Origin of the sequence: Vibrio sp. T13N (assembly GCF_032970445.1) — a bacterium.
GTDB classification, from domain to species: domain Bacteria; phylum Pseudomonadota; class Gammaproteobacteria; order Enterobacterales; family Vibrionaceae; genus Vibrio; species Vibrio diabolicus.
In genome coordinates this window covers 222,127-236,367 of the sequence record NZ_JAWJYE010000001.1, presented here as the reverse complement: position 1 = coordinate 236,367, position 14,241 = coordinate 222,127, and the positions used below count along the sequence as shown (strand labels likewise).

11 protein-coding genes are annotated in these 14,241 nt (G+C 46.1%); 7 read left to right on the top strand and 4 right to left on the bottom strand.

Translation table 11 applies throughout. From position 1 onward, the window contains the following. Positions 1-84 precede the first annotated feature (84 nt). Positions 85-933: a mechanosensitive ion channel family protein gene (locus tag R2S67_RS01090; protein WP_005392418.1), complete on the top strand. Its 849-nt coding sequence runs from the start codon at positions 85-87 to the stop codon at positions 931-933. A 99-nt stretch (positions 934-1,032) separates the two neighbouring features. Here the strand turns inward: R2S67_RS01090 and fhuB are convergent, their stop codons facing one another. The 4 genes from fhuB to R2S67_RS01070 are packed head-to-tail and all read right to left on the bottom strand — an operon-like array spanning position 1,033 to position 6,860. Next, the gene (gene fhuB, locus R2S67_RS01085; protein WP_317341764.1) at positions 1,033-3,000 is read right to left on the bottom strand and encodes a Fe(3+)-hydroxamate ABC transporter permease FhuB; all 1,968 of its coding nucleotides are present in this window, start codon (positions 2,998-3,000) and stop codon (positions 1,033-1,035) included. Further along, positions 2,997-3,926 (bottom strand): iron-siderophore ABC transporter substrate-binding protein, encoded by a 930-nt coding sequence (locus R2S67_RS01080; RefSeq protein WP_237284410.1) that lies wholly within the window; start codon positions 3,924-3,926, stop codon positions 2,997-2,999. The genes fhuB and R2S67_RS01080 overlap by 4 nt, the downstream gene beginning before the upstream one ends. Next, a complete protein-coding gene (locus tag R2S67_RS01075) occupies positions 3,917-4,702 on the bottom strand; it encodes an ABC transporter ATP-binding protein (RefSeq protein ID WP_258680602.1) in 786 nt (261 codons plus the stop codon). Before R2S67_RS01075 ends, R2S67_RS01080 begins: the two co-directional genes overlap by 10 nt. A 52-nt stretch (positions 4,703-4,754) precedes the next feature. After that, positions 4,755-6,860, bottom strand: coding sequence for a TonB-dependent siderophore receptor (locus tag R2S67_RS01070; protein ID WP_317341763.1), 2,106 nt, complete (start codon positions 6,858-6,860; stop codon positions 4,755-4,757). A 145-nt stretch (positions 6,861-7,005) separates the two neighbouring features. On the opposite strand from R2S67_RS01070, the gene R2S67_RS01065 reads away from it, so the two are divergent. The 6 genes from R2S67_RS01065 (at position 7,006) to R2S67_RS01040 (ending at position 14,171) form a co-directional block, all read left to right on the top strand. Continuing rightward, positions 7,006-8,859, top strand: a complete 1,854-nt coding sequence (locus R2S67_RS01065) for an ABC transporter ATP-binding protein (protein ID WP_258669430.1) — start codon at positions 7,006-7,008, stop codon at positions 8,857-8,859. A 236-nt stretch (positions 8,860-9,095) separates the two neighbouring features. Next, positions 9,096-10,130, top strand: a complete 1,035-nt coding sequence (locus tag R2S67_RS01060; RefSeq protein WP_167713270.1) for a DUF4118 domain-containing protein — start codon at positions 9,096-9,098, stop codon at positions 10,128-10,130. Beyond that, entirely contained in the window at positions 10,127-10,825 is a 699-nt protein-coding gene (locus R2S67_RS01055) for a response regulator transcription factor (protein WP_258687396.1), read from the top strand. The genes R2S67_RS01060 and R2S67_RS01055 overlap by 4 nt, the downstream gene beginning before the upstream one ends. Positions 10,826-10,976: 151 nt before the next feature. Then, positions 10,977-11,630, top strand: coding sequence for a potassium channel family protein (locus R2S67_RS01050; protein ID WP_005375180.1), 654 nt, complete (start codon positions 10,977-10,979; stop codon positions 11,628-11,630). Between the two features lies 1 nt (position 11,631). Next, the gene (locus tag R2S67_RS01045) at positions 11,632-12,996 is read left to right on the top strand and encodes a TrkH family potassium uptake protein (protein ID WP_317341761.1); all 1,365 of its coding nucleotides are present in this window, start codon (positions 11,632-11,634) and stop codon (positions 12,994-12,996) included. A 248-nt stretch (positions 12,997-13,244) separates the two neighbouring features. Then, positions 13,245-14,171, top strand: a complete 927-nt coding sequence (locus R2S67_RS01040) for a LysR substrate-binding domain-containing protein (protein WP_005392445.1) — start codon at positions 13,245-13,247, stop codon at positions 14,169-14,171. The last annotated feature ends 70 nt before the right edge of the window (positions 14,172-14,241 follow it).

Below are 14,241 nucleotides of genomic sequence, written 5' to 3'. Positions count from 1 at the left end.
TTGAGTGAACACGGACAACTGACAAAATAATTTGTTATGGTTACCCGTTACTAGGCCGTATTTTAATTCTAAGGGAGCCGTGGAATGGAGAAAGTGCAGTTAGTCGTCGATTTTCTTCTCACTCATAAACTGATTTTTACCGCACTGATCTTTGTGATTATGTGGTTAATTCGTCGTACCATTTTATCGATGATTCGTGGTGATCATGCCTTTCTTTCTGAAGATCAGCGCAGCTGGATGTCCAGAACTAAGAACGGCACCTTTGCCGTTACATTACTGATTTTATTTATTTTATGGCAATCAGAAATAAACGAGTTTGCTCTAAGCGTCACGGCGATAGCGGTTGCCATTGTTGTGGCATCCAAAGAGATAATTTTGTGTTTTACAGGCTCGATTCAAAGAGCAAGCTCACGTTCTTTTCGTGTCGGTGACTGGATTGAGGTCGGTAAACTGTGCGGCGAAGTGATCGAGCACAATATGATGGCGACGGTGATTCAAGAGATCGACCTGCACCATGGGCAATATCACTACACCGGAAAAACCGCGACCTTACCCAATAGTATGTTTTTTACTTACCCAGTAAAGAACCTCAATTTTATGAAGCGCTACGTCTACCACAATTTCTCTATCGTGGTGAAAGACTTCGTTAATTTGTATCCTCTGTTACCAATCTTGACCGACAAGATTGAAGAGCATTGTAGCTACTTCAGTGATGTTGCACATCGCTACAATGCGATGATTGAAAAACACGCTGGGGTCGATCTTCCCGGTGCAGAGCCACATATGCATATTTCTAGCAATATCAATGGTGAGCAGATTTTGCATGTTATGATTTTCTGTCCGACCGATAAAGCTAACCACTTGGAGCATTTGATTCGTAAAGACTTTATGGAACTTTATGAGCAGCGCTTTCCTGTGGTGAGTGAAAAATAGAGAAGTGTCGTACGCCAGTTAGAACAAACCCCGCTATCAAACATAGCGGGGTTTGTTTTTCTAACGGTATTTCCAGCTCTAACTATATTCCCTGAATACTTAGCTGAATTTACTTTTCAGCATTAAAAACAGAAAGTAAGTACTGCCTAAAATAGCGACCAATGTGCCAGCTGCGACCTGACTTGGATAAATAGCGATTTGTCCCAGCCAATCTGCCCACAACATTAGGGTTGCACCAATTAAGGCTCCGACACTTAGTTGCTCTTTCACTTTTCTTGCTCCTAACATCATCGCCATATGGGGAGCGACCAAGCCAACAAAAGATATCGGACCAACTGTAGCGGTAGAAAAGGCGCATAATAAAGCAACGATGGTGAGCATTAGCGTATTGGCTACGGTGGGGTTAAGTCCTCGTGCATTTGAGAATTGTCGTCCGATGGAAATTAATGTTAGCCAGCGAGAAATCGCGAATACAGCGGTAAGCAGAACCATTATTGCCAAACATAGCATCAGTGCGGTGTCGGCTGTGACTCGATAAATTGAACCAGTTAGCCACAATAAAATTTTGTAACTGTCACCAGAACCTTGAGCTAGCGAAAATTGAACGAGGGCTTCCAATAGTGCCGTTAGTGCGATGCCGGACAACACGAAGTTAGATGGATTAAAATGGCTTCGTTTACCGATAATCAGCAATAACATCAATACGGACATACTTCCGAAAAAAGCGATACCCCAGTTAAATGCGGAGAGAAGTGACCCAGCGATAACTCCAGTCGTAATAATGGCAAACGTGGCTCCGGAAGACACACCGAGAATATCGGGACTTGCCAGAGAGTTGTAAACAATGCGTTGCAAAATGATTCCGGCAACGGATAGAGCAATACCGACAGAAAGTGCGGTTAACATTCGCGGCCAGCGCAATTGCCATTGAAACTCCCCTGGCACGGACCATTGGATCCCGTTTATACCATGGGTAACGAATGAGTAAGCTAGAATCCCAACCAGACTGAATAGCGCAATGCTGCATACCGCGCGTTTAGAAAGCGCCGTTTTTCCTTGGCTCATTGAAAGGTTAAGTTGATCGGTTGCCGTCAGCTTTTTACGAGTAAACCAAATTAAAGCGGGAGCGCCAATAGCTGCAGCCGCTACGCCGCTAGGAATGGTTTCCTCTAACCATAAGCTTAGCGAGATGGCGGCAGAGTCGGTGATGATTAATAGCATTGCGCCCATTAGCATGCTGCTGATCAATTCGTCGCGTGGCGTTCTCGCTCCCATTGCACGGGCGATGTTTGGTGTTAACAAGCCGATAAAACTGATGATACCAACCGCAGTGATTGAGGCTGATACCAGCCAAATACCCATCACCATTAACGTGCTAAAAGCAGGTAATACCGCTAAGCCTCGGGCTGCAGCGCCTTCTTGCCCTAGTTTTATTAGAGTCAGAATACGTGGTGCGACGATCAAAATGACGATTGCGATAGCGCAGCGAGGCAATAACCACTCAAACCAATCCCAGCTGTATTGTGAAAGGTCGCCCGCTCCCCACATAAAAATATTCTGTGCAAACTGGGCGTTTAAAATAATAATGGCTGTGGCGATAGAACCGAGCAAGATATTGATCACCATCCCCGAAACGACCAACGGCAAACCTGTCATATTACGCACACCGGCAATAGATACGATCAGGCCAAACGCCACTAAGGCGCCTACCATTGCGGCTAATGCAGAGTAGTCGGCTACCCAATCAACAAACCAAATGTTTACCACGACTAATGCAAGCCAAGCCCCAGAAGAGGTGCCAAGAGTCAAAGGAGAGGTGAGGTTATTCTGCGTTAATTGCTGCATTAAGCTGCCAGTGAGACCAAGCATGGCACCAACAAGCAGAGTAATACTTAACCTAGGAAGCTGAGCTTGCGTAAAAAATACGTCACGAAATTCGCTCGCTACCTCTGGTTTTGTTAATAATTGCCACTGTTCGAAGAGTGATAAATTAGTGTCAATTTGTAGACTAAAGACGCTAAGTAACGTAATCAGCGCCAGATAACCAATATAATGTTTCGTTCTCATTGCTTTGGTGCCAACTCTATTAGACTGTCGGTAATCGCTTCAGCGGTGTATTGCAAAGACATAGCACCGCCATACGCCCACACTGCTCTGACTGAATTTACCCGCTGCTTCTTTACAAACGGCATCGCTTGCCAAAGTGGCGAATCTTTCAGTTTGCGTTCTTCTGGGAAAGGTTGTACGTAGAGAACGTAGCTGCTTTGAAGGTTTTGAAGTCGATTAATCCGATCTTGCTTTACGCCCCACGCGCGTGGAGCCTCTTTAATTGGAGTCTGTAATCCCAGCTTTCTGACCACGTAGTCTGTGGTGGAATTTTCGGTTGCAAGAAACACCGTATTCGGGGTTGAAAAACGCATCACCAGAACACTTAGTGACTCAGAGTAATAGTGGCGAATTCGCTGGCGCATCTGCGCAAATGAAGCATCTAATTCTGCCAGTTTCTGTTCAGCAAGTGCCTCTTTATTGAATAGCTTGCCAAGCGTACGAAAGTGGCGAATAGCAGTCTCGGCCGCAGCCTCATTTTCAGAAAAATTAGGTAAATAGATAACCGGAGCAATTTGTTTGAGTAACGGAATCAAGTCTTGCTGTGGAGACGCAGCAAGGATGACATCAGGCTTCAAGTTGGCGATTTTTTCTAAGTTGGGCTCGGCTCGGGTTCCAATATCTTCGATTGACTCTGGCGCATACGGATTAACCACCCATTGGCGGTAGCCTGGTAAATTGGGGGCGGCAATCGGTTCCACGTCTAGCGCCAAAACTTGTTCTAGGATGTCCCAATTTAAGGCGATAACGCGCTGCGGCGCTTGCTCAAAACTATGCTCACCATATTCATCGGTAACGGTGATGACTGCATTTGCATTAGTCATAAAAAATGCTAACAGAAAAGCAGATTGTGTAACCACAGTAAGTAAACGAGCTATTATGCGCATACAACAGCCACCTTTTGGCTCGCCAATGTGTTGGCTGGAGTTGGATGATCAATGAGCTTAATCGGTGATTCGTAAAGTGCAGACAAACGCGCTTCATCTAACAACATGTCGGCGGTGCCTTCAAAGGCAATCTGACCTTTTTTGAGCGCGACAATGTGCGTTGCGTAGCGCAGTGCTAAGTTCAGATCGTGCAGGATCACGATAATGCCTACGTTCTCGGTTCTATTCAGCTCTGCCAGCAGCGCCATTAGTTGAAACTGATGGTGAACATCGAGTGCGGAGGTCGGTTCATCGAGAATCAAAATCGGTGATTGTTGAGCCAACAGCATAGACACCCAAGCGCGTTGGCGCTCACCACCCGATAAATCGTCCGCTAATGCTTGAGCAAACGGAGCTACGCCAGTGCGAGCCATGGCTTCAGCGATAATCTGTTTGTCTTCAGGTTTCCAACGACCAAGTGCGCCACGCCACGGAAAGCGACCTAAGCGCACTAGCTCTTCTACTGTTAAACCAGCCGAGGAGGGCAGCTTTTGTGGCAAATAGGCGATCTGCTTTGCCAGCTCTTTGGTTTTGAGTGATGAAAGGGAAGTGTCGTTTAATGCTACCGTGCCTTTATCTGGTGACATTTGACCAGAAAGAAGGTTCACCAGTGTCGATTTGCCCGAACCGTTATGGCCCAAAACGACAGTCAGTTCATTCGTTGGGATGTTAAGTTGGTCGATGCCGAGGATCTGACGTCCACCTCGAACGATCTCAATATTAGACAGTTGAAACATGGATGGCTCTCAGGAGAAAACTCCCCTCAAGAGAGGGGAGTAGAAAGTTCAATTACCAGCGGTAGTTTGCGTTTAGCATGACAGAGCGAGACTGGCCGTAGTAACACCAGTAATCGCAACCTGAAACAAACTCTTTATCCAGAATGTTGTTAACGTTTAGCTGTGCTTGCCACTGTGAAGTGATGTCGTAAGTGACTGACGCATCCCAAAGAGTGACTGAAGGAACAGTTAGGTTCGAGCTCTTAGGGTTATCTTTTGACTCACCTACGTAGCGCACACCAGTACCGATATTGAGGCCTGGAATCAGGCTGTAGGCGCTGTAGTCTACCCATGCTGAAGCTTGGTGTTCAGGAATAAGTGCGGCTTGTTTTTTACCTTGGCCAAAACTCTCATCTGTTTTCGCTTTAGTGTAGGTGTAGCTTGCCATCAGTTTTAGATCGTCGGTTAGCTGCGCCGTGCTTTCAAGCTCAATACCTTGAGAAGTCACTTCCCCCGTTTGTGTCGCGATCCATGTTGAAGGGTTAGTCACCAACGCGTTCTTTTGCGTAATGTCGAACCATGCAAGGTTGATAAAGCCATCCATAAAGCTTGGCTCATACTTCACACCCACTTCTACTTGCTCGCCTTCCAGCGGTTTGTAAAGCTCATTGGTTGCAGCATCAATGGTGCTGATCACTTCAAACGACTGAGAGTAGTTTGCGTAAGGTGACAAACCATTGTTTGCAAGGAACATTACACCCGCGCTGAGAGACAACTGACCATCATCACGAGATTCGTTTTGATCAACGCCTGCGCCTTTGCCAGAGTTTTCTGTTTTCACCCAGTCGTAACGAGCACCCACGTTACCAATCCACTGTTCATGCAGTTTCAATTGGTATTGCGAATAGAGACTTGCTTGAGATTTCTCAATCTCACGTTTCACGTTGTTGGCAGGATCAAGCGGGGTGAAGTTGCCGTAAACTGGGTTCCACGGGTTGATGGTGCCAAACGCGTAGTTGTCCTGCTCGTCGCCATCGGTTTTGTGGAATTGCAGATCCATACCGACAAGCACCGTGTGCTCTGCGTTGTCAGTCATCCAGTTGCCGACAGCGTTATTGTCGAATGTGATGCTCTGGTTTTTGCCGTCACGGAATACGATGCCTTGCGCTAATTCTTCTTTCGCAGGATCGTTGTTTGAGAATGCGTAAGAGCTGCGCAAGTACAACTCATTGGAGCCGTAGTTGAGGTTTTGAGAGAATGACCACGTGTCATTGATGTCGTGCTCTAGCAAATAAGCTAGAGAGAACTGCGTGCGTTCGTATTTATCGTAGTTTGGCTGACCAAGGTTAGTCGAAGGATCGATTTTGCCAAAGTTAGAACCAATCAGAGTGCCTGCCGCTGGGAAAAATGGGTTGGTTGGCACACCGTCATCACGAAGGTAAGTGGCCAAAACGGTCAGCATTGTGCGGTCAGAAATGTCGAACTCGACGCTTGGCGCTAGATAAAAACGCTCGTTATTGGTGCCGTCCAGTTCGCCATCTTGGCTTGTCATCAGGCCAACCAAACGGTAGCGGATTGTGCCATCGTCGTTTGCTTCATCAGCAATGTCAAAACCCACAGACTGGTGTTGGTTGTTGCCCACTTCGACTTTTACTTCGCCTTGAGGCGTAAACGTTGGTTTTTTCTGCACCGCATTCACGATGCCGCCTGGTGCCGATTCACCAAACAGAATAGCTGATGGGCCTTTAACCACTTCCACACTTTCTAGGCCGTAAGGTTCGACCAACCATGTGTAGTAACCATCGCGGAATAGGCGGTTGCCGTTTAGGTAAGTCGCTGCATCAAATCCACGAACTTTGAACCAATCAGTGTCGTTGTCTGCGCCATAAGGTTGAGCGGTTACACCAGACGTGTAGCGTAATGCTTCGTCCAATTTTTGCGGTGCACGAACACGAAGTTCATCTTCAGAAATGATAGATACGCTGCGCGGCGTTTCTGCCGCAGGGGTTTCTACTTTAAGTGCTTGTGCGGTGACCGTAATGGTCTCCATTGCAATAATGTCATCTTGTACAACGTCTTCTTGAGCTTGTGCTGTGAATGCAACCACTGCTGCTGTTGGTGCCAAAGCACAGACCAATGCGTTACGGATCGCGATGGTCAGTAAGTTATTCTTTGTCATAAATATATTCCCGACAATTATGATTAACGCTAAGCTTAATTGTAATTATTATCATTTGAACTTTTGTTTCGGTATTTTACTGACTTTTGTATCAAAAGATAGTAAAACGTTCGCAAATTCATTCGCGGTACTTAAAGTCGTTGTTATGTTCAATTGGTTTGAAAAACTGACCCAACCCTTTCCCCAGATGGAAACCGAAAAGCCACCGAAGACACTTTTTGGCTTCTGTCGCTTTTACACTCGTGGCTTTGAAGCCCCTTTACTTGTCATGGCTGTGTTCAGTGCGCTTATTGCCATTACTGAGGTGACGCTGTTGCGTTATATGGGTGAGCTCGTCGATATTCTCTCTAATCAAGATCGCGCAACATTCTGGCAAGATCAGGGTGATCGCATGCTAATGATGCTGTTCTTAGTTGCGGTTGTGATGCCAGCTCTGGGTTTTGTCCACTCAATGGTGATGCACCAAACGTTATTGGGTAACTACCCGATGTCTATCCGTTGGTTGATTCACCGTTACTTGCTAAAACAAGCGGTTGGATTTTTTCAACGTGACTTTGCAGGCCGAGTTGCGACCAAAGTGATGCAAAGTGCGTTAGCGGTACGAGAAACGGTCATGAAGCTGGTGGATGTACTGGTTTATATCAGCGTTTATTTTCTTTCGATGCTTTGGATGATGGGCGAAGCCGATGGTTTGCTAATGTTGCCTATTGTGATTTGGATAGGAATGTACGCGGTTATCCAGTTCTACTTTATCCCTAAAATGAAACAAGTAGCGACAGAGCAAGCGGATGCTCGCTCTGTAATGACTGGGCGCATTGTCGATTCTTACACCAACATTTCTACCGTAAAACTATTCGCTCATTCACAGCGAGAGTTGGAATACGCAGAAAGCAGCATGAAGCAATTTTTGGTGACGGTTTACCGCCAAATGCGCATGGTGACTTGTTTGCTGTTTAGTGTCGATGCCATCAACTATTTACTGCTGATGTCTATCAGTGCCATTTCGGTTTATCTATGGCTAGATCACGCTGTAACTATTGGTGCTATTGCGATTGCCATTAGTATTGCGTTGCGCGTACAAGGAATGTCGAAGTGGATCATGTGGGAAGTTAGTGCACTGTTTGAAAACATCGGTACGGTAGTGGACGGTATTAATACGATTTCAAACGACGTTGAAGTAAAAGACATACCAAATGCCAAGCCTCTGCAAATCTCTCAAGGTGAGATCTGCTTTGATCACGTAGGTTTTAACTACAGTGATGAAAAGGCGGTATTTGAGAACTTGAATCTGACCATCAAACCGGGCGAAAAAGTCGGCATTGTCGGTCGTTCAGGGGCGGGTAAATCTACGTTGGTTAACTTGTTGCTGCGTTTTTACGACGTAAATACGGGTAAGATTTGTATTGATGGACAGGACATTTCTCAAGTCGAACAAGAGTCGCTGCGCCAACATATCGGTATGATCACGCAAGACACCTCTTTGCTGCATCGTTCAATTAAAGAGAACATTCTTTACGGTGATCCAGATGCTTCAATGGATGCCGTTATCGCAGCTGCTGAGAAAGCACATGCTCATGATTTCATTCAATCTCTACGAGACGAGCAAGGTAACGTTGGCTATGACGTTGAAGTGGGTGAACGCGGTGTGAAGCTGTCTGGTGGTCAGCGTCAACGTGTGGCGATTGCTCGCGTGCTGCTGAAAAACGCGCCAATTTTGATCATGGATGAAGCAACGTCTGCACTTGATTCAGAAGTAGAATCGGCAATTCAAGAAAACCTTGAAGTTCTGATGGAAGGAAAAACTGTGATTGCGATTGCTCACCGTTTATCAACGATTGCCGCGATGGATCGTTTGATTGTGATGGATGACGGCAAAATCATTGAGCAAGGCTCGCATTACGAGCTGCTGCAATTGGGTGGTGTTTACGCTCAGTTGTGGAAGCATCAAACCGGCGGCTTTTTGTCTGAGCAAGGTGATGCTCAACTGCAAGTCATCTAATATGACGCTACACGAAAGAGGAGCAAATGCTCCTCTTTTTTATGTCTGCCGTTTATACCGAGTGAGTAGGCGTCAATGGGTGACGTTTACTTGTGATTATTCATTAAGTTAGGCCAACTTAATGATGGTTATGTCTATAACTCACTGTCGTTCTTGCATTTTTTACGCTTTTTTTACGCGAACTCCGAATGGGCTTTTGCTAAAGTTTCTGCATCGAATTTTGGTTGATGTACTTTATGTTTGCTCATTGGCGAGATAACACATTTCTCTTTTCTGCCATCGTGATTGTTGGCGCGGTTGTGGCCTCATGGCTGTTGGACCAATTGTTTGGCTCTACAGCTGCGGTCCTGCTGATTTTGCAGTTAGCAGTTGTGGTGGTGGCGTTTCAATGCAACTCGCGATTCGCTTATGCGGCGGCGGTGATCGAAGCGTTGAGCTTCAACTTCTTTTTCACGACGCCTCGTTACTCTTTGCAGATGCTTCGTCCGGAAGACATTTTTAATCTAGTCGTGTTTATGGTGGTGGCATTTATCACCAGCACTTTTGCAGATCTTTATCGTCGTCAGCAGGGCGAGTTAAAACAAACCAAGCTGCAAAACAGCATCCTGCTATCGGTGTCCCATGACCTACGCACGCCGCTGGCAACCATTATTGGAACATTGACCACACTCAACGAGTACATGCCCAAGCTCAATGACTTAGAGCGTAAAGAATTGCTCGACAGTGCGACTTCAGAAAGCCACCGCTTGCATCAATATATCGAGAACCTCTTACAGGCGACTAAGCTCCAGCACGGTACATTAAAAATTACCAAAAAAGACGAGTCGATTGCAGATATTGTTCGGGATGCGGTTTCTCGTTTGCCGAATTACACCGAGAAAGTGTCCATGAATATAGATGATTCCGTTGGTCATTTGTCAGTAAGTCGTTCGCTCATCGAACAAGCGATTTTTAATGTGTTGGATAATGCCATGCGATTTTCACCAGAGAATGAATCTGTTGAGGTTTCACTTTCTAAGCAGGGTTCGTCGTGCGTGATTGATGTTCGGGACATGGGGATTGGCATCAAAGCTGAAGATGCGGAAAAAATATTCAACCTTTTCTATTCCGGCGTGAACAACAAATCGGCCGATTCAGGAACCGGAATGGGACTCGCGGTTGCCAAAGGCATCATCACCGCACACCAAGGAGAGATTCAATCTATGCCAGTATCAGAAGGGACGCTGATCCGCATTCGACTTCCACTCAATCAAGGAGCAGAGCAGGCGTGAGTTACAAAGTTTTAGTCGTGGACGATGAGCCTCGCATTCATACCTTTATTCGAATTTCGCTGTCTGCTGAAGGGTTTGATTACATTGGCGCGAGTACCATTGCAGAAGCCAAAGCGTGTTTCGAAGCGCATTCGCCGCACGTCATTCTGCTAGATTTAGGCTTGCCCGACGGCGATGGGACGGAGTTCCTCACTGCGCTTCGTCAGACCTATAAAACGCCAGTGCTAGTGCTGACAGCTCGCGATCAAGAAGAGGAAAAAATCCGCCTTTTAGAAGCGGGCGCGAATGATTACTTGAGCAAGCCTTTTGGCGTAAAAGAGCTCATCGCGCGCATCAAAGTGCTGGTTCGAGATTTGGTGGATGAGCAAGCCGTCGCTGATGAGCTGGTGGCTGGCCGAGTCAAAATCATCAAAAGTACTCACCAATTTTGGTTGGATCAGAGGGAAATTCCACTCACCAAGAAAGAGTTTTCCTTCATTGAACAGTTGATTCTCAAGCCGGGAAAACTCATTGAGCAAACTCATTTGCTATCGGTAATTTGGGGAAAAAGTCATATCGAAGATACTCACTACTTACGCGTGTTAGTGAGTCAACTACGCAAAAAACTGAACGATAGTGCTGACGAACAGCGGCTATTAAAAACCGAGCCGGGGCTGGGTTATCGTTTAGTGCTTGAGACGTCCAAGCACCACTAAATTCCAAATTTAATCAACGTTAATGCCAAGGTTTAGTGCTGGTTATCGGCACTCGAACAGGATTCGTGTTGCCTATTTTCCGCGACGGAAAATCAGTCTAGCCCTTAACGCATTAGCATTTTCTATACATAAAACACAGTTAGGTATTGATATGGCTCACTTTACAGTAATTGGTTTAGGGCGATTTGGCGTTGCCGCCAGCTTAGAACTTATTCATCTTGGACACACCGTAACGGGGGTGGATAGCGACCCGAAAATCGTCGAAAAATACGTCGAAGAGTTAACGCAAGCGGTCATATGTGACGCAACAGACGAAGGTGCACTCAGAGAGTTAGCGTTAGCGAATAGTGATGTGGTGTTGGTGGCGATTGGCGAAGACATGCAAGCCAGTTTGTTGTGTACGCTGGCGCTGAAAAATTTAGGCGTGAAATCCATTTGGGTCAAAGCGAGCACCAAAGCACACCACACCATCGTGTCTAAGCTTGGTGTACAACGCATTATTCATCCGGAAGAGGAGATGGGCGTAAGAGTCGCGCAGGCACTCAACTATCCGATGGTGAACAACTATTTGGAAATGGGGCATGGTTTGTATGTGGTGGAAATCCACGTTAAATCCAATCTGCACGATACGCCGCTTTCTAAGTTGATCAGCCGAGGCAGTTACAACATTCAGCCTATCTTGGTGAAGCGCGAAGAAGCCGTCTACACCAATATCAATGATGAGTTTGTGCTTAATGAGTTCGACACGCTGTTGCTTTGTGGTAGTCGCGCTGAGCTGAAATACGTCGCTCCAAGGTTGGTGTAACATGGTTTTGTGGCATCCCTCTATTATCCCAATCGAGCGAAAACCCAAAGCGGGCAAAAAATTGTTGGGCGCACCGCCATTAATACTTAGCCTCAGCTTTGCGTGTTTGATCATGCTCGGCACGGTCTTACTCAAACTGCCGATTGCCACCACAGAGCCCATCACTTGGATTCAAAGCCTGTTTACAGCAACATCGGCCATTACGGTGACGGGATTAGTTGTGGTGGACACGGGCACGGCGTTTACGCCTTTTGGGCAAGTGGTTATTGCTTTCCTGATTCAATGTGGTGGCCTAGGTTTAATGACGTTTGCCATCGTGACCTTGCTGGCTCTGGGCGGAAAAATTGGCTTTTTGGAGCGAGCCGTCGCGAGAGAGGCGTTCAACCAAACTGACTCGTCGACACTCATTGCCACTGCTAAATCTGTATTGATGTTCGCTCTGCTCGTTGAACTTATTGGTTTCACTATTTTGAGCGTTTATTGGAGTGAAGAGCTGGGCTGGAAAACCAGTCTGTTCCATGGTTTCTTCTACACCATCAGTGCGTTTAACAATGCAGGTTTTGCGTTGAGTGCCGATAGCTTAATGCCTTACGTGGACGACCCGGTCGTTAACTTCACCATTACCAGTTTGTTTATTATTGGTGGTTTAGGCTTCTCGGTTTGGATTGACTTAAAACGCAATCGCCGTTGGCACCGACTCACCGTTTACAGTCGAATGATGATCTTAGGCACGGTGATCATTAACGTGGTGGCACTTATTGCGATTTACCTGATTGAATATGACAACCCCAACACGCTTGCTCCGTTGAGCGAAGCGGGGAAATGGTGGGCATCGTGGTTTCAAGCGGTGACGCCAAGAACGGCAGGGTTCAATACTTTAGCTATCGATCAGTTGGAAGATGCCACAACGGCGATCATTCTGGTGTTGATGTTTATCGGCGGTGGATCATTGAGCACGGCAAGTGGCATTAAAGTTGTGACATTTATGGTGTTAGTCTTGGCAACTTACAGCTATTTGCGTCGCGATGAAGCAACCTATGCCTTTCAACGCGAGATTCCCAAAGAGACCATCAGCAAGGCATTGGCGCTGACTCTGATCTCGGTGGGCGTGACTTGGTTTGCCATCTTCATGCTGTTACTGACAGAGAAAGCGTCTATGTTAGACATTATGTTTGAAGCGGTCTCAGCGCTGGGTACGGTTGGGTTATCGCGAGGCTTAACGGGCAGTTTGTCCGAACCGGGTGAGTTAGTGATCATCTTCATGATGTTTATGGGACGATTAGGCCCACTTACTTTGGCGTACTTCTTAGCCAGCCCAAGAAAGAAAAAAGCGCGTTACGTGAGTACTAAACTGGCAATAGGGTAAATGGGCTAACTCGGAGAAAATGACCAAAAGGCTAAGCATAAGAGGAGTAACTGCTCCTCTTTTTTGTGCTCGTTGTAGCCACGAAACTGTATACGGCAGTCTCTCTCACAACAATTTATGATTCATCTCTATTTTTTATCATTTATAAATTGTCGTTTTTGAGGTGTTGTCCAGAATGGCATTATCCACGTGCAACATAAGATTGCCGGGAATAAAAATAATTACAATACTGCCTTACTGGAAGATACATGAAAATCAAACCCCTCCCACCTTTAAATAGCCTCGTTGCGTTTGAAGCGTCGGCGCGGCACTTGAGTTTTACGTTAGCCGCTGACGAGCTAAACGTGACCCAAGGTGCTATCAGTCGCCAAATTAGACAATTAGAAGAATACTTAGGCAAGGCTATGTTCACGCGAGCCAATCGAAGCATTAACTTAACGCCTACAGGTCTTCAATATTATCAAGCTGTCAGCCAATCTTTGCTCGATATTGCTCAAATCACGGGTGAAGTGAAGAAATGGCAGGGCGAACAAAAGATCACGGTTGCGACGACAAACGCAATGGCCGCTTTGTGGTTGTTGCCTAAGGTCGCTCAATTTCAAAATGAACATGATGACATCGATATAAGGATATTGGCCTCAGATAATGTGTTGGACTTACGCCGATTAGATTGCGATATCGCCTTGTTTTATTGTCGCACTCCACCTGCGGAAATGGATGTGACAACGCTATTTTCAGAAGAAGTATTCCCTGTGTGTAGCCCGCTTTATTTAGAGAAAATAGGCCAGCCTAGTGAGCCAGAAGAAATCTTCAATAAAACGTTACTCTATCTGGAAGAGTCTCAAAGAGATTGGGTGAATTGGGAGCAGTGGTTTGCGAGTGTTGGATTGCCAAATATTTCGCCTCGTAATCGCATGAACATCAATAACTATCCAATGCTGTTACAAGCGGCAATTAATGGTCAGGGAATCGCGTTAGCCTGGGGATCATTAGTGGACGACTACTTACAAAGCGGTGCTTTAGTTAGGCCAGTCGAACACGTGCTTTCAACACCTTCCAATTTCTCTATGCTTGAACCTAAAAATAGAGGTTTAATCCCAGCCAGCGTCAAACGTTTTAGAGAATGGCTTTTGCATCAGTTGCCAGATGAGGTAGGTGATCGAGGCTTAGCTTAAATCAATAAGCAGAGAAAATAACAGAGTTTGGTAATGTTAAAAAAGCGGGAATATCAGTTCCCGCTTTTTT